The sequence below is a fragment of the Nesterenkonia sphaerica genome, assembly GCF_005771565.1.
Lineage (GTDB): Bacteria > Actinomycetota > Actinomycetes > Actinomycetales > Micrococcaceae > Nesterenkonia > Nesterenkonia sphaerica.
This window is the reverse complement of the sequence record NZ_VAWA01000002.1, coordinates 62,748-83,355: the sequence shown is the minus strand read 5'-3', so window position 1 is coordinate 83,355 and position 20,608 is coordinate 62,748. Positions and strand designations below refer to the sequence as shown.

At 66.1% G+C, this 20,608-nt stretch carries 22 protein-coding genes; 5 read left to right on the top strand and 17 right to left on the bottom strand.

Features of this window, described 5'->3' with window-relative positions:
• Window positions 1–2 precede the first annotated feature (2 nt).
• Window positions 3–1,094: a quinone-dependent dihydroorotate dehydrogenase gene (locus tag FEF27_RS01905; RefSeq protein ID WP_138169139.1), complete on the bottom strand. Its 1,092-nt coding sequence runs from the start codon at window positions 1,092–1,094 to the stop codon at window positions 3–5.
• Between the two features lie 61 nt (window positions 1,095–1,155).
• On the opposite strand from FEF27_RS01905, the gene FEF27_RS01900 reads away from it, so the two are divergent.
• Window positions 1,156–2,256, top strand: coding sequence for an alpha/beta hydrolase (locus tag FEF27_RS01900; protein ID WP_243728965.1), 1,101 nt, complete (start codon window positions 1,156–1,158; stop codon window positions 2,254–2,256).
• A gap of 4 nt (window positions 2,257–2,260) precedes the next feature.
• On the opposite strand, the gene FEF27_RS01895 is transcribed toward FEF27_RS01900, so the two are convergent.
• Window positions 2,261–3,079: an isoprenyl transferase gene (locus tag FEF27_RS01895; RefSeq protein ID WP_138169138.1), complete on the bottom strand. Its 819-nt coding sequence runs from the start codon at window positions 3,077–3,079 to the stop codon at window positions 2,261–2,263.
• A gap of 21 nt (window positions 3,080–3,100) precedes the next feature.
• Complete coding sequence (gene recO / locus FEF27_RS01890) at window positions 3,101–3,850, bottom strand: DNA repair protein RecO (RefSeq protein WP_138169137.1); 750 nt, start codon at window positions 3,848–3,850, stop codon at window positions 3,101–3,103.
• A gap of 12 nt (window positions 3,851–3,862) precedes the next feature.
• On the opposite strand from recO, the gene FEF27_RS01885 reads away from it, so the two are divergent.
• Window positions 3,863–4,042, top strand: a complete 180-nt coding sequence (locus FEF27_RS01885; protein WP_138169136.1) for a hypothetical protein — start codon at window positions 3,863–3,865, stop codon at window positions 4,040–4,042.
• A gap of 436 nt (window positions 4,043–4,478) precedes the next feature.
• On the opposite strand, the gene leuA is transcribed toward FEF27_RS01885, so the two are convergent.
• The 5 genes from leuA to cynS form a co-directional block, all read right to left on the bottom strand.
• Window positions 4,479–6,224 carry a 2-isopropylmalate synthase gene (gene leuA / locus FEF27_RS01880; protein WP_138169135.1) on the bottom strand — a complete coding sequence of 582 codons (1,746 nt, stop codon included), beginning with the start codon at window positions 6,222–6,224 and terminating at the stop codon, window positions 4,479–4,481.
• A 251-nt stretch (window positions 6,225–6,475) separates the two neighbouring features.
• Window positions 6,476–7,294 (bottom strand): ABC transporter ATP-binding protein, encoded by an 819-nt coding sequence (locus FEF27_RS01875; protein WP_208009580.1) that lies wholly within the window; start codon window positions 7,292–7,294, stop codon window positions 6,476–6,478.
• A 20-nt stretch (window positions 7,295–7,314) separates the two neighbouring features.
• Window positions 7,315–8,178, bottom strand: coding sequence for an ABC transporter permease (locus FEF27_RS01870; protein WP_138169134.1), 864 nt, complete (start codon window positions 8,176–8,178; stop codon window positions 7,315–7,317).
• On the bottom strand, window positions 8,175–9,413 hold the full coding sequence (locus FEF27_RS01865) for an ABC transporter substrate-binding protein (protein WP_166429879.1): 1,239 nt from the start codon (window positions 9,411–9,413) through the stop codon (window positions 8,175–8,177). The genes FEF27_RS01870 and FEF27_RS01865 overlap by 4 nt, the downstream gene beginning before the upstream one ends.
• A gap of 2 nt (window positions 9,414–9,415) precedes the next feature.
• A complete protein-coding gene (cynS, locus tag FEF27_RS01860) occupies window positions 9,416–9,859 on the bottom strand; it encodes a cyanase (protein WP_208009578.1) in 444 nt (147 codons plus the stop codon).
• A gap of 234 nt (window positions 9,860–10,093) precedes the next feature.
• On the opposite strand from cynS, the gene FEF27_RS01855 reads away from it, so the two are divergent.
• Window positions 10,094–10,822: an AraC family transcriptional regulator gene (locus FEF27_RS01855; RefSeq protein WP_138169131.1), complete on the top strand. Its 729-nt coding sequence runs from the start codon at window positions 10,094–10,096 to the stop codon at window positions 10,820–10,822.
• Between the two features lie 32 nt (window positions 10,823–10,854).
• Here FEF27_RS01855 and era read toward each other — a convergent pair whose 3' ends face one another.
• From era to hrcA, 7 genes are read right to left on the bottom strand one after another with little or no spacing between them, the layout of a single operon-like run.
• Window positions 10,855–11,847 carry a GTPase Era gene (gene era / locus FEF27_RS01850; protein WP_138169130.1) on the bottom strand — a complete coding sequence of 331 codons (993 nt, stop codon included), beginning with the start codon at window positions 11,845–11,847 and terminating at the stop codon, window positions 10,855–10,857.
• A 9-nt stretch (window positions 11,848–11,856) separates the two neighbouring features.
• Window positions 11,857–13,233 (bottom strand): hemolysin family protein, encoded by a 1,377-nt coding sequence (locus tag FEF27_RS01845; protein ID WP_138169129.1) that lies wholly within the window; start codon window positions 13,231–13,233, stop codon window positions 11,857–11,859.
• Window positions 13,230–13,730 carry an rRNA maturation RNase YbeY gene (ybeY, locus tag FEF27_RS01840; protein ID WP_138169128.1) on the bottom strand — a complete coding sequence of 167 codons (501 nt, stop codon included), beginning with the start codon at window positions 13,728–13,730 and terminating at the stop codon, window positions 13,230–13,232. The genes FEF27_RS01845 and ybeY overlap by 4 nt, the downstream gene beginning before the upstream one ends.
• Window positions 13,727–14,752, bottom strand: a complete 1,026-nt coding sequence (locus tag FEF27_RS01835) for a PhoH family protein (protein ID WP_424991660.1) — start codon at window positions 14,750–14,752, stop codon at window positions 13,727–13,729. Before FEF27_RS01835 ends, ybeY begins: the two co-directional genes overlap by 4 nt.
• A gap of 50 nt (window positions 14,753–14,802) precedes the next feature.
• A complete protein-coding gene (locus FEF27_RS01830) occupies window positions 14,803–15,600 on the bottom strand; it encodes a 16S rRNA (uracil(1498)-N(3))-methyltransferase (protein ID WP_138169127.1) in 798 nt (265 codons plus the stop codon).
• Window positions 15,597–16,715 (bottom strand): molecular chaperone DnaJ, encoded by a 1,119-nt coding sequence (dnaJ, locus tag FEF27_RS01825; RefSeq protein ID WP_138169126.1) that lies wholly within the window; start codon window positions 16,713–16,715, stop codon window positions 15,597–15,599. The genes FEF27_RS01830 and dnaJ overlap by 4 nt, the downstream gene beginning before the upstream one ends.
• 12 nt (window positions 16,716–16,727) lie before the next feature.
• On the bottom strand, window positions 16,728–17,762 hold the full coding sequence (gene hrcA, locus FEF27_RS01820; protein ID WP_138169125.1) for a heat-inducible transcriptional repressor HrcA: 1,035 nt from the start codon (window positions 17,760–17,762) through the stop codon (window positions 16,728–16,730).
• Between the two features lie 51 nt (window positions 17,763–17,813).
• Between hrcA and FEF27_RS01815 the strand changes: the two genes are divergently transcribed.
• A complete protein-coding gene (locus tag FEF27_RS01815; protein WP_138169124.1) occupies window positions 17,814–18,689 on the top strand; it encodes a DUF3097 family protein in 876 nt (291 codons plus the stop codon).
• Between the two features lie 118 nt (window positions 18,690–18,807).
• The gene (locus FEF27_RS01810) at window positions 18,808–19,209 is read left to right on the top strand and encodes a DUF4870 domain-containing protein (protein ID WP_243728961.1); all 402 of its coding nucleotides are present in this window, start codon (window positions 18,808–18,810) and stop codon (window positions 19,207–19,209) included.
• A gap of 9 nt (window positions 19,210–19,218) precedes the next feature.
• On the opposite strand, the gene FEF27_RS01805 is transcribed toward FEF27_RS01810, so the two are convergent.
• A complete protein-coding gene (locus FEF27_RS01805; protein ID WP_138169123.1) occupies window positions 19,219–19,941 on the bottom strand; it encodes a hypothetical protein in 723 nt (240 codons plus the stop codon).
• A gap of 28 nt (window positions 19,942–19,969) precedes the next feature.
• Window positions 19,970–20,587: a SatD family protein gene (locus tag FEF27_RS01800; RefSeq protein WP_138169122.1), complete on the bottom strand. Its 618-nt coding sequence runs from the start codon at window positions 20,585–20,587 to the stop codon at window positions 19,970–19,972.
• Between the last annotated feature and the right edge of the window lie 21 nt (window positions 20,588–20,608).

The window sequence follows — 20,608 nt, the reverse complement described above, 5'->3', positions numbered from 1 at the left end:
TGCTAGACCGCGGTCAGCCGGCGTATCCTCTTCAGTCCCTTGTTGATGCGGTGGGCCCAGAGCGGCCCTTCGTAGACGAACGCGGTGTAGCCCTGGACCAGCGTCGCCCCCAGACGAAGCCGTTCGCTCACATCTTCAGCGCTGACCACGCCACCCACGGAAATCACCGTGACGTGCTCCGGTAACCGGCTGCGTAGACGCACCAGGACTTCTTTGGAACGCTCGCTGAGTACGGGTCCGCTCAGCCCCCCGGCACCTGCGGCGGCCACCTCGTCCTCCGGACTGCGCAGGCCCTGGCGGGAGATGGTCGTGTTCGTGGCGATAATGCCGTCCAGGCGCATCTCGGTGACCAGGTCCGCCACAGCGTCGACATCGGCGTCTGCCAAGTCGGGAGAAATCTTGACCAGCAGGGGCACGTGCCGCCCCGCGGCGGCGTCGGCCTCGTCTCCCACTGCGCGCAGCAGGGGGCGCAGCGCCTCAATGTCCTGCAGCTGCCGCAGGCCCGGCGTATTGGGTGAGGAGACATTGACCACCAGGTAATCCGCCACAGGCGCCAGCGTGCTGGCTGAGTGCAGGTAGTCGTCCACCGCCCCCTCCAGCGGCACGATCTTCGTCTTGCCGATGTTCACACCCACCACCGGAGTGTGCCGCCCAGCGCGTTTGAGCCGGGTGATGCGCTCCGCGGTGCGTTCCAACCTGCGCCGCGCGGCCCCGGCGCCGTCATTGTTGAACCCCATCCGGTTGATCAGCGCCCGGTCCTTCACCAGTCGGACCAGACGTGGAGCGGGATTGCCCGGCTGGGCTTGGGCGGTCACGGTGCCGATTTCGATATGCCCGAACCCCAGCGCGGCCAGCGGCAGCACGGAGAATGCGCCCTTGTCGAAACCGGCGGCGAGTCCGAACGGTGAGGGGAATGTGAGGCCCAGCGCTTCGGTGCGCAGCGCGGGATCTGGCGCGGTGATCTTCTCCAGCAGCACCCCGGCGCCGCACCGGTGAGCCCACCGCAGACCAGCGACCACCAGGTGGTGCGCACGCTCGGGGTCCATGCGGGTGAACAGGTGGCGGAAGGCGAGCTGATACACAGGAACCGGCATGCCCCCGATCCTATCCCCCACCCAGCTGACACCCAGGCGTGCTTCGCTAGACTTTCGTCTTATGACGGTCGAGCACGAGGAAGAGATTCGCAAGCCCTCCAGCGTTACCGCGGACGCGGCGCAGAATGAGACCGTTGACCACCCTGCCGAGGCGGTGCCGATGGGGCCGGACACCCCCGGCGAGCAGCTGCTGGAGGACACTCCTGCGGAGGAATGGGTGGAGGATTACCTTTCGGGCTGCGTGCGGATGACGTTGCCGCTGGGTGAGGACTTTGAGGGTCCAGTCAGCGCGACCCTGGTGCGCTGCGAGCAGGACCCGGAGCCAGAGGCCGCGCTGCCGCCGGTGCTGCAGATCCACGGGTGGACCGACTATTTCTACAATCTGCCGATGGCCCACCAGTGGGCCGGGCGGGGCCACCGCTTCTACGCTCTGGATCTGCGGAAGTACGGGCGAAGCCTGCGCGAACACCAAACGCCGGGCCATATTGAGGACCTCACTGAGTACGACGCCGAGATCAACGCCGCTTGTGCGGTGATCGCCGCGGAGAATCCCCACCTTCCCGCTCCGGTCATCAACGCCCACTCCACCGGGGGGCTGGTGGCCGCGCTCTGGGCCGAACGGCACCCGGAGGCCACCTCGGCGCTGGTGCTGAACTCCCCATGGTTGGAGCTGGCCGGCCACTCCCCTGCGCGAGCTGCTGCGGAGGGCATTGTTACGCCGCTGACTCGGGTGAACCCGACCGCGGAGCTGAAGGTGCCCCGGCCGGAGAATTACTGGCAGTCGCTCTCGGTCGAAGCCCAGGGTGAGTGGGAGCTGCACCCGCGCTGGCGGCCGCGTGCCTCATTTCCGATGACGATGGGGTGGCTGAAAGCGGTCTTCGCTGGGCATCGCCGGGTGCGCCAAGGCCTGAACCTGGACACTCCGGTTCTGGTGCTGCTGGCTGAGAAGTCCATCATCCGCACCCAGTGGAACGAGCAGTTCCAGGAGAGCGACAGCGTGCTGGATGTGGAACTGCTGGCTCGCCGGTCGCATAAGCTCAGCCGCATGGTGACAATCGTGCGGATCCCCCGGGCGATGCACGATGTGTTCGCCTCAGCCGAGGACGTGCGCAATTCCGCGTTCCGGGAGACGTCCAAATGGTTGCGGGGTTACGTCGGCTGAGCTCTCAGCTGTCTTGGACTTGGTCGACGGCGGCGCCGTAGCGCCGGTCCCGCTGGGCGTAAACCTCGATGGCCTCCCACAAGGTGGTGCGGTCAACATCCGGCCAGAGCGTGTCCATGAAGACGAACTCCGCATATGCCGACTGCCAGAGCAGGAAGTTGCTCAGCCGCTGCTCCCCTGATGAGCGCAGGAAGAGGTCCACATCCGGCACGTGAGGCTGGTTCAGGTGTGCGGAGATGGTGGATTCGCGGATCCTCTTGGGGTCCAGCTCACCGCGTGCGGCACGGTCAGCGATTCGCCGGACGGCGTCTGTGATTTCCGCCCGGCCTCCGTAGTTCACGCACATGGTCAGCGTCACCCCCGTATTGTTCCGGGTCAGCTCCTCCGCTGCCTGAAGCTCCTTGATGACGGAACGCCACAGCTTGGGCTGCCGGCCGTTCCAGCGGATGCGCACCCCCCAGGAGTTGAGGACTTCACGCTGGCGGCGCAGCACATCCCGCGAATAGCTCATGATGAAGCGCACTTCTTCGGGTGAACGTTTCCAGTTCTCGGTGGAAAAGCCGTAGACGCTGACATGTTCGACGCCGATATCGATGGCGCCTGCCATCACTTCCATCAGGCTGTGCTCACCGGCCCGGTGACCTTCAGTGCGCGGCAGGCCACGCTGATTGGCCCAGCGGCCGTTTCCATCCATCACTACCGCCACATGCCGCGGAATCAGCTCAGCGGGCAAGGCGGGCGCGGTGGCTCCCCCAGGGTGCGGCCAGGGATCCTGGTAGCGGGCGGCGTCGTGCTGGGGTCCACGGGAAGTCACAGGGTTCATTGTGCCAGTGTTCCTGCAGGCTCAGTGCGAGAAGGCCCGCAGGGAGGTCAGCCTCCGCTCCAGATGATGCTGGGTGTAGTCGGTGACCACCCCCACCGCCTCATGACGGATGTCCGCCGCTGCGGAACCCGTGGCGCTCCACTGGCCATGCTGCAGCGCGTGGAGGAACTCTACGGTGCCGGTGGGCAGGTTGCGGGTGCCGGGGGGACGGCAGGCCGAGCAGACCGGGCCACCAGCGGAGGGGTGGAATCCGTTGTGCGCGCCAGGCTCTCCGCAGCTGACGCAGGAGGTCCAGGTCACCGCCCAGCCTGCTTCGCTCAGGGCGCGCAGCAGGTAGGACCCCAGGACCAGGTCCGGGCTGTGCACGCCCCGGGACAGGGCCGAGTAGGCCCCATGGAGCAGATCGAACTGCGCCCGTTCGGCGGGGGCGCCGGTGTCGGTCAGCCGCTCGGCGACCTCTGACATGGCTGAGGCGGCGGTGTACTTGTCATAGTCTGCGGCGATCATCGTGCCGTAGGAGCTCCGGGACTGAGCCTGCGTGACGATGTCCAGGTTGCGGCCGTGGACGAATTGCACGTCCGCCACCATGAATGGCTCCAGGGTGGCGCCGAACTTGGAGGAGGTGCGCCGCACACCTTTGGCGACGGCGCGCACGAGTCCGTTGAACGCCGTAAGCACGGTGATGATACGGTCCGCCTCGCCGAGCTTCTGGGTGCGCAGCACAATCCCGATGTCCCGATAGCTGCGCGAGGCGAAGGTGGAGCCGACCATGCCTCTCAGCATATGACGAGGGCCGTGCTGCGTGGCAGCGCCACCGCCCAAGGCCGGCAGGCTGGCGGACCGGTGGGCACCGCGGCCGGCGGGTCGGCGGACCGGTGGGCATCGCGGCCGGCGAGTGGGCGGATCGGCCGGCACCGCGGCCAGTGGGTCGCCGGGCCGGTGGGCACCGCGGTCGGCGAGTGAACCCCGGGCGGCGGGTTGCAGCTCCATCCCTGCCCGCCCCGCGCCCAGCTCCGGCGGCTCCTCCTGCGCCCAGGCGCTCTCCAACCCTCACCGCGGCCTCCCACCCCGTACCCAGATAGCTCTCCAACACCCGGACGCTCTCCAACCCCGCATCCCGATCGCCGCGCCGCCCGGTACAGATGTCAGATCCGACGTTCTCAGGGACGGGCGTGGGGCTGAGAACGCACGGAATTGACATTCGTGGCGTGGCGCGGGGTGGGTCCCGGTCCCCACGGCCGGGCCGGCCGGGCCGGTGGGGTCGCGAGGTCGGGCCGGTGGGGCCAGAAGGCCGGGCGGCCGGCGGGTGGGGGCAGGCGGAGGTGCGGCCGGTGGGATCAGCCGGGTGGCAGGTTTGCCGAGGTGGCCGCCCCGGCCGAGGTGGCCGCGGGCCGGGTGCTTAGGCGTCGCGGAGGGCCCGGTTCACCGCGGAGAAGACCGCCTGGAGGGAGGCCAACGTGGTGTTGTAGTCGATCCCCACACCCCAGAGGACACGGTCCCCCAGCGCGAGTTCCACGAAGCTCGCCGCCTGGGCGTCGCCGCCGGAGCTCATGGCGTGTTCGGTGTAGTCCAGCAGGCGGACGTCCACACCGTCGGCAGCCAGGATGCGCAGCAGGGCATCGATCGGGCCGTTGCCCACACCGGTGACCTTGCGCATGGTGCCGTTGGTCTTCAGCTCCAGGTCCATGGAGAAGCCGCCGTCGGCAGTGGAGGAGGTTTCCACGGTGCCCAGCCGGTAGTGCCCCCACTGCTTGCCGCCTTCCTCCACGGGGAGGTACTCGTCCTGGAACATCTGCCAGATTTCGTCCGGGGTGACTTCGCCGCCTTGGACGTCGGCCCGGCGCTGAATGACCCCGGAGAACTCGATCTGCGCCCGGCGCGGCAGGTCAATGCCGCGTTCGGCCTTCAGCACGTAGGAGACCCCGCCCTTGCCGGACTGGGAGTTGACCCGGATGACGGCCTCGTAGCTGCGGCCGATGTCCTTCGGGTCGATCGGCAGATAGGGCACGCCCCAGGTGATGTCCTCGCGCGGGCGCCCCTCGGCCGCGGCGCGGGCATCCATATGCGCGAACCCCTTGTTGATGGCGTCCTGGTGCGAGCCCGAGAACGCCGTGAAGACCAGGTCCCCGCCGTAGGGTGAACGCTCCGGGACCGGCATCTGATTGCAGTGCTCCACAGTCCGCCGGATCTCGTCCATATTCCGGAAGTCGATCTGCGGGTCCACCCCCTGGCTGAAGAGGTTCATGCCCAGGGTCACCAGGTCCACGTTTCCGGTGCGCTCGCCGTTGCCGAACAGGCAGCCTTCAATCCGGTCAGCACCCGCCTTGTAGCCCAGCTCCGCAGCGGCCACGCCGGTGCCCCGGTCATTGTGCGGGTGCAGCGACAGGATGATGGCCTCACGAGGATGCAGGTGGCGGTGCATCCACTCGATGGAGTCCGCGTACACGTCAGGGGTGGCCATCTCCACCGTGGCGGGCAGGTTGACGATCACCGGCTTCTCGGCGGTGGCGCCGAGAACTCCGACCACCTCGTTGGAGATATGCGCGGCGAAGTCCAGTTCCGTTCCGGTGAAGGACTCCGGGCTGTACTGGTAGACCACGTCGGTGGCCGGGTGGTCGGCCATCAGCTGCTCTTCGAACTTCTTGCACAGCCGGGCCCCGGTGGTGGCGATGTCCACGATCCCGGCGCGATCCTGCTTGAAGACCACCTCGCGCTGCAGGATCGAGGTGGAGTTGTAGAGGTGGACGATCGCCCGGGGCGCCCCAGCAATCGCCTCGAAGGTGCGCTCAATCAGGTGCTCGCGGCACTGGGTGAGCACCTGAATGTAGACGTCCTCGGGGATCTTGTCCTGCTCAATGAGCTGCCGGACAAAGTCGAAGTCGGTCTGCGATGCGGAGGGGAAGCCCACTTCAATCTCTTTGTAACCCATGCTGACCAGCAGATCGAACATCCGGTGCTTGCGCTCCGGGCTCATCGGGTCGATCAGTGCCTGGTTGCCGTCACGCAGGTCCACCGCGCACCACCGAGGCGCCGACGTGATCTGCTGGTCCGGCCAGGTCCGGTCGGGAAGCGAGACGGTGATCTGGTCCTGGAACGGCAGGTACCGGTGGTACGGCATTGGAGAGGGTTTCTGTGTGCTGCGCATGGCGGAGGTCCTTCAGTCTGGGGGTGCTTTGCGGTGAAGGCCGAGTGACCCGGATCAGTATCCGGTAGGACTCCGCAGCGGGGATCCGGCCTCAGGAAGCTCTTGCCCGTGGCTCAGCGCGGCGCAAGCTCTTCCCCGCTGCGGCGGAGAAGCAGTAGCTCTAGTAGCGCGCGCTGCCCAATTGTCTGCACCCTGTGAATCTAACACATATGACGACGACGCCTCAGCTGAGTCGGTCCCCCGCAGCACCCTCAGTGCCCGGTGAGGGAGTTCAGCAGGAAGTGGCGCAGCTCGTGGTACGCCGGATCCTGGTCGAGATTCTCCACCTCGCGGGGTCGGGAGAACGGCACCGAGATGTCGTGCACGATGCGTGCGCTGGGCCCGGCGCCCATGACCAGGATCCGATCGGAGAGCAGAAGCGCCTCGTCCACATCATGAGTGACCATGATGAAGGTCCGTTTCTGCTTCTCACAGAGGTCAAGGAGCTGAAGCTGAAGTTCGTGCCGGGTCAGCGCGTCCAGCGCTCCGAGCGGTTCGTCCAGCAGCATCACCTGCGGCTCCAGGGCAAAGGCCCGGGCAATCCCTACCCGCTGCTGCATCCCTCCGGAGAGCTGGTGAGGCCGCCGGTCGGCTGCATGGCTGAGGTTGACCAGATCGAGGTATTCGTCTGCCAGCGACGCCAATTCCTGTTTGCTGCGCTTGGTGCGGGGATCAGTTTCCAGGGCGAAGATCACATTCTGCCTCGCGGACATCCACGGCAGCAGCACATGCTGCTGGAACACGATCCCGAGTTCGCGGCTGGGAGCGTCAATGGGGCGGCCGGCCAGCCGGATGGTTCCCTCGTCAGCTGACTCGAGTCCGGCGATCATCTTGAGAATCGTGGACTTTCCGCATCCGGAGGGCCCAATAATGGTGATGAACTCGCCTTCGTGGATATCCACGTCTGTGGTTCCCACCACAGGCTGAAATCCTTTCTTCCGGTCGTTGAACCCTTTGGTGATGCCTTCGATCTTCATCACGGGTTCGCGTTCCAGCTGGGTGGGGCTCAGGGCAGTCATCATGTCAGGCATGTCAGTCTCTCCTTAGGTGTTCAGGCTTTGGGGACAAGGCGTTGAAGCTGGGCGATGGAGCGGTCGAGCACGAAGCCGACGCCGCCAATAATCACGATGGCCACCACGATGCTCGGCGTATTGAGCGCGTTCCACTCATTCCAGACGAAGTGACCCATTCCGCGGCCGCCGACGATCATCTCGGCAGCCACAATGACGAGCCACGCGGTGGACAGTGCGGTGCGCAGCCCGATGACGATCGCGGGGAGGGTGGCCGGCAGCAGCACCTTGAAGATGCGTGTCTTGGTGTCGGTCTCCAACGACTTCGCCAAGTCCAGGAACAGCGGGTTGACTCTTCGCACGCCGTCGATGGTGGAAATCAGAATGGGCCAGATGGCTGCCATGAAGATCACGAAGATGGCGGTCATCTGCGAATCGCGCAGCAGTGCCAGGCCCAGCGGAAGCCATGCCAGCGGGGAGACCGGACGCAGCACCTGGATGAATGGGTCCAGACCGTCGTTGATGACTCGGGACGTCCCCAGCAGCAGGCCCAGCGGCACCGCGACGAGCGCGGCCAGCCCGAAGCCCAGCAGCACCCGCTGCAGGGACGCCACCAGGTGGTAGAAAATGCCCACATTATTGGGGCCGTCGAGCATGAAGGCGTCGGTGAGCATTTCGGTCAGCCTGTCCCACGTGGCAGCTGGCGTAGGTGCGAGCCCGCCGTCGTCGAGTCCTGCTGTGGTGATGTGCCAGACACTGACAAACCCGATGAAGAACAGGAGGAACAGCGCGGTGGTCCGCACCCGGTTACGGCTGCGTTGGAGCCTGGACCGGTGCCGCAGCGCCTCGGGCGCCGTGGTGCTGTCTTTGGGAGGTGTAGGGGCTGTGCTGGTGGGGAGGCTCATGCGTTCACCTGTTTCTCAGTCCATGGCAGGGGGTCTGCGGGGTCAAAAGTTCTTCCGATGATGGACTCGGTCCGCCGCGGTGTGGTGTCAGCTCCGAGCGCTTGGAGTATGGGGGTGGCAGTCTCGATGTCAAGGACTTCGCGGGCGGCCGTGCGGTAGTCAGCGGCAGAGCGATAGCCGGTGGTGGGCGCGAGGTCCCAGCGCTGCAGCTGGGTCAGGGCCCAGATGGCGTAGGTTTCGTGGGGGAAGGGGCGGAAAGCGATCCGGTCCTCCACGGACTGCTGACTGCCCTGACCGTCGTCGAACTCTCCGGTGAGCACCGCAGAGAGCACCGCCGGGTCCTGGCTGAGGAAAGCCCGCCCGGCCATTGTCTCGGCGGCGACGCCGCGGTGGTCGGCTTGGTCGGTCCAGACCGCCGAGTCGCCGATGGCGCGCAGCAGTGTGGAGTACGCGTTCGGGTATGCGCTGGCGAAGTCATCGGCCACAGTGAAGCTGCAGCACGGGTGTCCGTCCCAGAGGTCTTTGGAGAGCATGTGGAGGTAGCCGGCTCCGATGGCGACCGCCCGCTGGTTGAAGGGGTCTGGTGCGAGGAAGCCGTCGATATCCCCCACGTTGAGCGAGGCGACCATATCCGAGGGTCGCATCACTTGGATGCCGACGTCGTAGTCCGGGTCCAGCCCTCCGAGTGCGAGGTAGTCGCGCAGCAGCAGGTTGTGACCCGAGTAGTCGAACGGCACTGCAATGGTCAGTCCGCGGAAATCTGCGGCGTGCTGGACCCGACCCATGTGCTGGGTGCCCAGGGTGATGGCTTGACCGTTGACGTTGGTGATGTAGGGCAGTCGGGAATCTCGCTGGCCCGCCGCGAACTCATGATGGATACCCAGCGGCATCGGAATGAGCATCTGGGTGGCATCGAGCTCTCCGGCGACGTAGGCGATCCAGAGTTCGCCCCAGCCGGTGTAGCGCTGCAGCGTCACATTGAGGCCGTACTGCTCGAAGATGCCCATAGCTGCGGCATTGATGATGGGCGATGAACAGGTGATAGGCACGAATCCGATGGTGATGTCCCGGATCTCAGGCTCACCGGCGGGTTCCAGCGACGCGGCAAAGTTCACGCCCAGCGGGTTGATGTTAGGGCTTGCCGAAGAGGACGCGCATCCGGAGAGCAGGCCGGCGCCCAGGGCCCCGGTGCCGAAGGCCAGCAGTTTGCGCCGTGAGAGGTGACGGTGTCCCACGGTCACCACTTGTAGTCGAGGAACTTGCCGTCAAAGGTCACGACGACGCGGTCACCGTCGGGGTCTTGGCGGCGCTGGATGTTCAGCTGGAAATTGATGGCGCTCATGATCCCATCACCGAATTCCTCGTGGATGAGTTCCTTGATGGCGGGCCCATAGACGGTCAGCGCTTCATGAAAGCGGTAGATGGTGGGGTCGGTGGTGACATCGTCGTTCAGCGGTCCCCGGTAGGGCTGCATCTGCAGGGCTTCGACGACGTCGTCATCGACGTTCAGCAGCTCCTGGACCTTGGTTGCCTGGCTGGCTGTCATGGGGTGACCACCCAGCAGTGCGGCGGTGCTCCACTCTTTGTCGCAGCCGAGCTCGTCGGCGATCTGGGCCCACGTCAAACCCGCCCGGTGCCGGGCGAGGCGGATGTGTTCGGCGGCGTCGCGCTTGCTGACCATGGGTTTCACTGTGTCTCTGACTCCTCGTTGGCGGGTGGGAGCGGTGCCGCTCCAGTGCAGACATCAAGCTAGAGCGGCACCGAACGCCACAACAAGGCAATTTGCGCCTTTCGCCCGAAAATTCACGCTCATGTATTCAAATTAACCCTCCTGAAACATTCAGGTATGTTGCGTGAAACAGGGCGTTCATAGTGTCAGGAGCAGCCGTTATGGCAGGGAAAGGACGCACTCACCATGAACCTCAACAGCCCCGGGCTGCTGCACTCTGTGATCGAGGCCGCGCCCGTGCCGCTGTGGCTGATCGAGCCCGATGGCTCTGTTGCGCTGGTGAATGAAGCCGCCGCCACGGTGCTGGGCTATCCTCAGCGCCGCGGCCTCATCGGTCGATCCAGCCACCAGACCCTGCACCCTCGGCGTGCCGACGGATCGCCCTACCCGGGGCACAGCTGCCTCATTGTCAACGCGGTGGGTTCTGTCCAGCGCAGTCACACCGAGGAGTTCATTGACCGCCGGGGCCGGACCGTCCCGGTCCGTTGGAGGCTCCGGGAGCTTCCGGACTCACAGTTCAAGCTGCTGAGTTTCACTCCCCGGGCTACACAGCCGCAACAACTCCTGGGGCCCACCTCGGGGGGCAAGGTGACTTTTGACCAGATCCGGAGCTACATCGAATCCCACTGCGCTGATCCCGCCCTTGACCCGCAGCAGCTGGCTGAGCGGGCCGGGGTGTCGCTGCGGACTCTGCAGTCGGTGTTCTCCGCCCACGACACCTCCCCCGCTGTGGAGATCCGGCGAGCCAGGCTGCTGTATGGTCACGGCCTGCTTCAAGAGGGCAGGGGCGTGACGGAGACTGCTCACGCCTGCGGCTTCCGTGACGTCAGCACGTTCCGGCGCGCCTACCGCCAGGCCTTCCGCCGCCCTCCCTCAGCCACCAAAGCGGACCCGGGGAGCGGAGGTCCCCAGTGACTCGGCACGGCCGCCGGTGACAGGCCCTGGAGTCAGAAGCCCAGCCGGTTGAGCTTCTTGGGGTCGCGCTGCCACTCTTTGGTGACCTTGACGTGAAGGTCCAGGTAGACCGGTGTGCCCAAGAGCTTCTTGATGCCTTCACGGGCCGTGCTGCCGATCTGCTTGAGCCGGGATCCGCCACGGCCAATGATGATCGCCTTCTGCGAGTTGCGCTCCACGTGGATGGTGGCATGAACGTCGAGCAGCGGCTTGTCCTCCGGACGCCCCGGACGCGGCAGCATCTCTTCGACAGTGACCGCGATCGAGTGCGGCAGCTCGTCCCGGACGTCCTCCAGCGCGGCTTCCCGCACCAGCTCCGCAATCATCACCCGCTCCGGCTCATCGGTGAGGTCTCCGCTGGGGTAGAGCGGCGGCGACTTCGGCATCATGGCGATCAGCTCGTCGGTGACGACATCGGTCTGCTCGCCTGCGACCGCTGAGACCGGGATGATGGCGCTGAAACCTGCCGCCTGCTGCCCTTCCCCGGAGAGGTGCTCACGGCCCAGCTGGTCCACTGCGATCAGCTGCTCGGCGAGCGCCGAACGCGGGATCGTGTCGGTCTTCGTCACCAGGGCCACCACCGGCTTGTGCGGCAGTTTGTGCAGCTGGCCTGCGATGAAACGGTCCCCCGGGCCGATCTTCTCGTCGGCGGGGAGGCAGAAGCCCACCACATCGACTTCACTCAGGGTGTCAATCACCAGGTCATTGAGCCGGGACCCCAGCAGCGTGCGGGGCCGGTGCAGCCCGGGGGTGTCGACCAGCACCAGCTGCGCACCCGGGGACTGGGCAGTCTGCGGCCGGTGCACGATCCCCCGGATGGTGTGCCGCGTGGTCTGCGGCTTGGAGCTGGTGATGGCGACCTTCTCACCCACCAGCGCATTGGTCAGGGTGGACTTGCCCGCATTGGGGCGGCCCACAAAGGACACGAACCCGGCCCGGTACTCCTCATCGTGCTCCGGGAACTCCGGCAGCAGCTGATCTGTCATCTGGTCCACCTATCTGGAAGCTTCGGCTGGCGCTCGGTCGGAGTCGTCACGGGTGGCGTCATCCTCGTCTCCGGTGCCGACCCCGCCGCGTGCACCTCGGCGGTCCTCGTGCTCCCAGGCCAAGACGTGGGTAACGCGGTTCCGGCGGCCCCCGAGCCGGTCAGCGTGGAGGACCACGCCCTCGATCTCCACCTCGGATCCTGCGATCGGCACCCGGCCGAGCATTTTGGCCAACAGCCCACCCACGGTGTCCACGTCCTCCTCATGGTCCAGGTCCAGGCCGAACTGCTCGGCGAAGTCGTCGACGCTCATACGCGCTGAGAGCCGCAGCACTCCGTCGTCCAGGGTTTCCACCTCGGCATCTTCACGGTCGTACTCGTCCACGATTTCACCGACCAGCTCTTCAATGAGGTCCTCCATGGTGACCAGGCCGGCGGTGCCGCCGTATTCGTCGAAGACGATCGCCACGTGGGTGGATTCTCGCTGCAGCTCCTCCAGGAACTCGCCGACCGACTTGGACTCAGGCACGTAGCGGACATCGCGCTGCAGCTCCTCCACTCGGATCGAGGCAGAGGTGCGCCCGGCGTAGGCGCTGGGGGCCCGGCCGATCCGCAACATGTGCTCCAGAAAGGCGACGTCTTTGAGATAGACCATGCCGGTGATGTCGTCCGCGGAGCCGCGGGTGACCGGCATCCGTGAGAAGCCCGACCCCAGGAACAGTGTCATGGCCTCGTCGAGATCGGCATCAGCCTCCACGGTGACCATATCGGTCCGTGGGACCATGACTGACCGAACCCGGGTGGTGGACATGTCCAGCACGGACTCGATCAGCTCTGCCTCGGAGTCTTCAATGACATCGGATTCATTGGCCCGGGCGATGTACTCCAGGAGTTCGTCGTCGTCGAAGAAACCCTGGTCACTGGCAGTGCCGGGGAGGATCCTGCCCCCTGCCGCCGCCAGCCACACCGGCATGGGCCCTAACGAGATCCGCAGCCCGCGGACCATCCGCGCGGTGGCTGAGGCCAGCCGGAGGTGGTGGGCCCGGCCGATCTTCCGTGGCGAGACTGCTGCCGTGAGCACCCCGATCACGGCCAGGACTGTCCCGGCCAGCACCGCGCCCAGTTCCACATCACCGGTGAGCCGGACCGCTGAGATGGTGATCAGCACAATGGCTGCTGTGGTGAGCACCCAGCGCCAGATCTGCAGGGCCAGGGTGTGCGGCACCGGCTGGCCCAGGATGTGCTTCACCGCCCGCGAGCCGTCACGGGCGGCAATGTCTTCTGCCTCTTTTCGGGTCAGCCGGATGAAGGCGGCCTCGGCGGTAGAGAGCAGGAAGACCAGTCCGGCGGCCGCCACGGCCCCGCCGATCAGCAGTGCGGTGATCACCCCGGGGTCCCCTCCCCCGCGGTCGGCACGGGACTGGGCCGTCCCAAGTACTTCTCCAGAAGCTGTGCCTGCAGGCTGAACATCCGGGCTCGTTCGGCAGGTTCGTGGTGGTCGTGGCCCAACAGGTGCAGCACCCCATGGGTGGTGAGCAGCAGCAGCTCATCCCCCAGGGAGTGTCCTGCCGCGGCTGCTTGAGCGGCGGCCACAGCGGGACAGAGCACGACGTCGCCCAGCACTCCGGTGCGCACGGGCGCCTCCGGGGTGCCTTCGGTGAGCTCATCCATGGGGAAGCTCAGCACGTCCGTGGGGCCAGGAAGGTTCATCCACTGCAGGTGCAGGTCTTCCATCTCCTGCTCCTCCACCAGCCTCACGGCGAGTTCCACCTCTGCCCTCAGATGCAGTTCGGCGTAGAGGAACGCGACGAGGTCCAAGAGGTCGGCACAGTGCTCGGCGGTGATGAGGGGACTGCCGGAGGCATCGTCGACGGTAACGGTCATCGGCGTCTGCCGCCCCCTCGGTGGCTGGCCGGCTGGGCGTTCTGGTGCTTCTCGTAGGCGTCGACGATCCGCCCCACCAGCTCGTGGCGGACCACGTCCTGGGACCCGAACCGGGTGATGGCGATGTCCTCCACACCGTCGAGGATGTCCAGAACGGTGCGCAGTCCTGAGTCCGTTCCGCGCGGAAGGTCCACCTGGGTGATGTCCCCGGTGACCACGACTTTGGAGTTGAATCCCAGCCGGGTCAGGAACATTTTCATCTGCTCAGCGGTGGTGTTCTGCGCCTCATCCAGGATGATGAACGAATCGTTGAGGGTGCGCCCGCGCATATAGGCCAGCGGGGCGACCTCTATGGTCCCGGCGGCCATCAGCTGGGGGATCGATTCGGGCTCGATCATGTCGTAGAGCGCGTCATAGAGGGGGCGAAGGTAGGGGTCGATCTTGTCGTTGAGCGAACCGGGGAGGTACCCCAGCTTCTCCCCTGCCTCAACGGCCGGGCGGGTGAGGATGATCCGGTTGATTTCCTTGGCCTGCAGCGCCTGCACGGCTTTGGCCATCGCCAGGTAGGTCTTGCCCGTGCCTGCCGGTCCGATCCCGAAGATGACGGTGGCCTCGTCGATGGTCTCCACGTAGGTCTGCTGGTTGCCGGTCTTCGGCCGGATGGTGCGGCCACGGTGGGAGAGGATGTTCGTGGCGACCATCCGGGCGCTGGTGGGAGCGTCTTGGGCGCGCACCATGGTGGTGATCTGTTCGACGATCTCCTCGGTGGCGGTGGTTCCGGAGGCGGCCAGCGTTTTCAGCTGCGTGAGGACCTCCACGATGGGGTTGACCTGGGAGGCTGTCCCGCTGACGGTGATCAGCTGGTCGCGGAGTCCGATGCTGGCCTCCGGGTAGAGCCCAGCGAGGATCTGAAGCGCCACGTCCTGCACACCGAGAGTGCGGAACATGGTCTCGGCGTCGGCGAAGTGCACCTCGCGTTTGAAGGACGTGGGGGTGACAGTCTCGGTAATGTGATGCCTCACTTGGTTGGGTTCTGTGGTGCTTTTAGGATACGTGGGTTCCTCCGGCGTGCCTACGGCTGGTCCCACCGGCCCAGCAGCAGTTGGGTCGCTGCGATCGCGGCCGGCCCCGCGGTGGAGCTGCGCAGCACGGTCGGGCCCAGCCTGGCGGTCAGAGTCCCTGCTGCGGTGAGCTGCTGGAGCTCACCGGTACTGATTCCGCCCTCCGGGCCCACCAGCAGGTACAGTTCAGTGATCTCCGGCTCCGTCGGCAGCGCCGTCAGGTCAGTCAGCGCCAGCTCAGCAAGCACACTGCGCAGCGGCGTGTGGTCGACCTCGTGCAGGGCCACTGCCGCGGCCGTAGGACTGCGCTGGAGCAGCTGGCAGTACTGGGCGGTGGTGTGCAGCTCGCGCACCTCCGGGATGGCGGTGCGCCGGGTCTGCTTGGCCGCGCTGCGCACGGTGCTGACCCATTCGGCGTGCTTCTTGACCTCGCGGCCGGGTTTCCACCGGGCCACCGAGCGTGCCGCCTCCCAGGGAATGATCGCATCCACCCCGAGTTCGGTGGCCGACTCCACCGCCTGGAGGTCACGTTTGTCCTTGGCCAGCGCCTGCACCAGCACCAGCCGCGGCGGCCGCACCTGCTCATCCTGGACGGTGCGCACCTGAACGGTGAGTTCACCGGTGCCTGCCCGGATCACGACGCCGTCAACCCGCCTGCTCCTGGTGTCAGAGAGCACAATGGGCTCTCCCGTCCCGAGCCGCATCACCGTGGCTGCGTGGTGCCCCTCCGCACCGGTGACCTCAACAGTGGCCCCGGGCTCTGCGTGATCAAGCGCACCCGGGCCCAGGTGGAACAGCGGTGCGGTCACACCGATTCCCACGCCTCGCGAAGCTTGGCGAACATTCCCTTGTGCTCGGTGCTGGACTCGCCGGGCTTTTCGCCACGCTCTTCGGCCAGCATTCGCAGCAGCTCCTTCTGTTTGTCGGAGAGCCTGCTCGGGGTCTCGACCTTCAGATGCACCTTCAGGTCTCCGCGTCCGGTCCCCCGCAGGTGGGTGACGCCCTTGCCGCGCAGGGTGAGCACCTCTCCGGACTGGGTGCCGGGGCGGACCTCGAGGCTCTCCTCGCCGTCGAAGGTGTCCAGGTTGATGTGGGTGCCCAGGGCGGCAGCAGTCATGGGCACGTTGACCGTGGCGTGGAGATCGTTGCCGCGGCGGGTGAAGACGCTGTGCGGGCGAATGTCGATCTCGATGAACAGGTCACCAGCGGGGCCGCCGGCGATGCCAGCCTCACCCTCACCGGCAAGGTGGATCCTGTTGCCGCGGTCGACCCCGGCGGGGACTTTGACCTTCAGGGTCTTGCGCTCCCGCGCCCGGCCCTGACCGTCACACTCCTGGCAGGGGTCTTCGATGATGTTGCCGAAGCCGGAGCAGCGCGGACAGGTCTGAGTCTGGATCACGGTGCCCAGAATGGAGCGCATGGGCCGCTGGGTCTGGCCGGCTCCGTGGCAGTCCGGGCAGGTGGTCGGCGAGGTGCCAGGGCGCATGCAGGAGCCGTTGCAGACGGTGCAGGTCACCGCCGTCTCCACTTCCACCTCTTTGGTGACACCGAAGACGGCGTCGCGCAGATCGATGCGCACTCGGATCAGCGAATCCTGACCTCGCCGGGTGCGGGAGGCCGGCCCGGCGGAGCCGCCGCCGAAGAAGGTTTCGAAAATGTCGCCGAACCCGCCGAAGCCGCCTCCGGCCCCGCCGAAGCCGGCGGGACGCCCGTTGGGGTCACCGGTGGTGTCGTAGCTCTGCCGCTTCTGCGGGTCAGAGAGCACCTCATAGGCCCGGCCGAGAATCTTGAACTGCTCCTCGGCGTCGTCGGCCTGGTTGACGTCGGGGTGCAGACGCCGCGCCTTTTTGCGGTAGGCCTTCTTGATGTCCTCAGTGGATGCGCTGCGGTCAACGCCGAGCGCCTCGTAGTAGTCAGTTGGCATGTCGTGCGGTTCTCATCCTTCGGAAAGTATTCTGGACAGGTAGCGTGCCATGGCGCGCACAGCCGACATTGTGGAGCCGTAGTCCATGCGGGTCGGGCCGACCACGCCGAGCTTGGCCCCGTTGCCGCCGGATTTCCCCGTGGCGTACTCAGCGGCCACCACCGCAGTGTCCTGCAGTGATTCGTGGGAGGTCTCTTGACCGATCCGTACTGAGAGGCCGCGCCGGTCGTGCTGCATCTCGTGCAGCAGCCGCAGCAGCACCACTTGTTCCTCAAGCGCCTCAAGGATAGGTCCAATCGATGGTCCCAGGTCTCCACCCGACTTGGCGAGGTTAGCAGTACCGGCCATGATGATGCGATCCACGCGTCCACTCTCCAAGATGGTCTCCACTGCCTGGGCAATCACCGCCATCGTGGGCTGCAGGGCCGGTTCCACCGCGGAGATCAGCGCGTCCACGGGGATCGGCACCGCTGAGGCGGAGCGCCTGTAGAGCTGTTCGGAGACCTTCAGACCGATCCGGTGCAGGGATTCCTCATCGACTGTTTCGGCGAGTGTGACCATCCGCTGCTCCACTTTCCCTGTGGAGAGAATCACAATCACCAGCGCCTTCTGGGCGGACATAGGGACTACGTCGACGTGCCGGATGGTCGCGGAGGTGTGCTGCGGGTGCTGGATCACGGCCACCTGGTTGGTCAGCATCGCCAGCAGGCGCACCGTCTGCTCCATGGTGGCATCGGGGTCGTCGGCGGTTTCGGCCAGAATCTCCATGGCACGGCGCTCTGCCCGGGACAGGGGCCGCACCTCTGTGATGCGGTCCACGAACAGCCGGTATCCCAGGTCCGTGGGGATGCGCCCAGCGGAGGTGTGCGGCGCCACTATGAGCCCTTCTTCCTCCAGCTGCGCCATATCGTTGCGGATGGTGGCCGGGGAGACTTCCAGGCTGCGCCGCTCCACCAGCGCTTTGGACCCCACCGGTTCCCGGGTCTGGACGTAGTCTTCCACGATCGCGCGCAGCACCTGCAGTCGCCTGGTACTGGTATCGGACATGGAACCTCCTGGCACTCTCAACGCTCGACTGCTAATTCTACAATGTCAGTCATGAGTACGCCTTTTCCCACCGACTGGAGCTCCTGGGGAGCCCAGGACGTTTCAGCACGACGCCGCTCCCAGCAGCGCACGCTGCCTCAAGTCGCTGCCGCACCGGGGTTGGAGGTGGAGGAACGCAGCTCCGGCTGGGTCGGCGTCGTGGTTGGCGTGGAGGCCTCTGGTGGCATGAAAGTGGTGCGCCTGCGCGACTACGACGGCAGGGAGCGGGCCTTTCCCCTGGGCTTCGGCTTTCTGGTGGAGGAGCAGCCGGTGGAGCTGATCGCTCCGGTGCGCACCGCACGCCCGGCCGGCCCGCAGCGCACGGCGTCCGGATCCTTCGCCGCGGAGACTCCTCAGCGGGCGCGCACCGCCCGCGCTTCGCGCATCTGGGTGGAGGGCACCCATGATGCCGAATTGGTGGAGAAGGTCTGGGGCGAGGACCTGCGGTCTGAAGGCATCGTCGTCGAGCCCCTGCACGGAGCTGATGATCTGGTGGCGGCCGTTCGCGCATTCCAGCCCGGCCCCGAGCGGCGGATCGGTGTGCTGCTCGATCATCTGGTGCCCGGCTCAAAGGAGTCGCGGATCGCGGCGGAGACAATGCAGCAGGCCGGAGCCGCGGGCAATGTACTGGTCCTGGGTCACCCCTATGTAGACGTCTGGCAGGCGGTGAAGCCCGAACGGGTGGGGCTGCGGGCCTGGCCGGAGGTCCCGCGAGGCACAGATATCAAGGTCGGAACCCTCCGGGCGCTGGGGCTGCCTGCGGCAAGCCAGCGGGACATCGCCCACGGGTGGAAACAGATTCTTGCCCGGGTGCGCAGCTATGCAGACCTCGAGCCGAGCCTGCTGGGCCGGGTAGAGGAGCTCATCGACTTCGTGACTGTCCCCTGATATTCGGGGCACCGACAGGAACACACCTGGCTCAGGTCAGCCGATATTAAGGTCGGCGATTTATCATTAGACCATTCGCCCCCGACCCCGAGAAGTCCAGGAAGGCAAGAGAAGCTCAGTGACGACACAGAACGGCAAACAGAGGGCCGCTGCCAGCGGTGCTCGACCCTCCGAGCCAGCACCCATGCTGAGCCGCGAGGAAGACACCCGCTGGGCGATGCTGTCGCACTTCGGCGCAGTCGCCGGCTGTATTCCCTCGCTGATCATCTACCTGCTGTTCCGGGAGCGCGGCCCGTTTACTGCTCAGGAGTCGAAAGAGGCGCTGAACTTCACCTTGCCGCTGACTGTGCTGGTTCTGCTCTGCTACGGCTTAGCGTTCATTCCAGCGATTGCAGCCATCGCTGGCATCGCCGGGGTGATCGTGTGGGCTTATATGGCGATCTCCGGTCTGATTGGCGGCACCGAGTGCAATAAGGGGCGGCCCTACCGTTATCCGGTGAACCTGCGCCTGGTGCGCTGAGCCACCGTTCTAGGCCACGCTCCACAGCAGGCCTGCGGCGATAATCGCTATGGTCCAGCTGACAAAGCTGCCCACCAGGAAGTACTCGGCTTTGTTGCCCTCTGCCCGGTCCTGGTGCATCTCTGGGAAACGGATGATCCCTTTGGCTGCGATCAGACCTGCCGCTACCGGGTAGGCTCCGGCGACCAGCAGGCCGGTCAGCGTGATTCTTTCCAGCGGGCCGATCCAGCGTCCGCCTTTGAGCTGGGGCTTGCGCACCAGCAGTTCGGACTCTGCCGCGCTGCGGCCATGTTTTTCCGCGCTCAGGGCCAGCCGCACCACAGCATTGGCGCTGACCACGTGGAACAGCGCCACCCCGGCAGCCAATGCGGCCAGCTCCGTGTCGAACCGGCCCACCGCAGGTACCGGCACCACCTCGCCGGCCGGTGCCACGGTGTCACCGAGAACGGTGAGCCCGCCGCAGAGCAGCACAAAGACCAGGACTTGTGGGGCGGTGCCCCGGACCGATCCGGTGGGTTGCCGGACGGAGATGGTGTGGAACCACAGCAGGGCCGGAATCCCGCACAGCGCCACCGCCCACCAGGGAATACCAGTCAGCAGGCCCGTGGCCAGCAGCACCAGAGCCGCCACTCCGCCCAGCGCTGCGATGGTGCCGAAGGTCCCTGTCTGCAGCAGGGAGCGCAGGATGTCGCCTAAGCCGATGATGACCAGGATTGCCGCCAACAGCAACACAGTGTGTCCTCCTTCCTTTCCCCGTTGATCAGGACAGCATTCTGAAACCCTCCAGGAGTGCTGCGGCTCCTGACTCCCGCAACAGCTTGGACACTGCCGGCTGGGAGACTCCGTGTTCGGCGGCGACGTGTTTCTGGCTCGCCCCCTGAGCCACACTCCGAGCATAGTCCCGGGCACGGACACTGAGTCCGTCCAGAAGCTGATCCCGGGTCAGCAGGTAGGCGTTGACGGTGACGTCCTGCTCGGGTGTCTCGCTGATGAACCAGCTGCGCAGGAAGGGGAACCGCCGCTGCTGCACGGTGACGGACTCGATGGCTTCCCGGGCGCGCCACCAGCCGGGCCCGTCCTCGATGCGCTCTGAGGTGCGGCTGGGCACGCTGCCCACCTCCCCCTGGCCCAGCCCGAAGCGCAGCAGCGGTCCCTGCTGCGGCAGCAGGCCGGCGAAGAGCGTGGCCCGCAGCGCGGCGTGGCGGGATGGGTAGAGGGCTTGGAACTCGTCGCCTACTGTGGCGTGGAAGTCCTGGACGGGGGGAGCTACCTTGGAGATGCGGGCCAGGGTGTCCTCCACCGCGCGCTGGACCTCGTACCGGTCCGGATGCTCCCGGGAGCCGATGACATCAGCGATGAGCGCCACGGGTACAGTCATGAAATAACCATATCAGGTTAT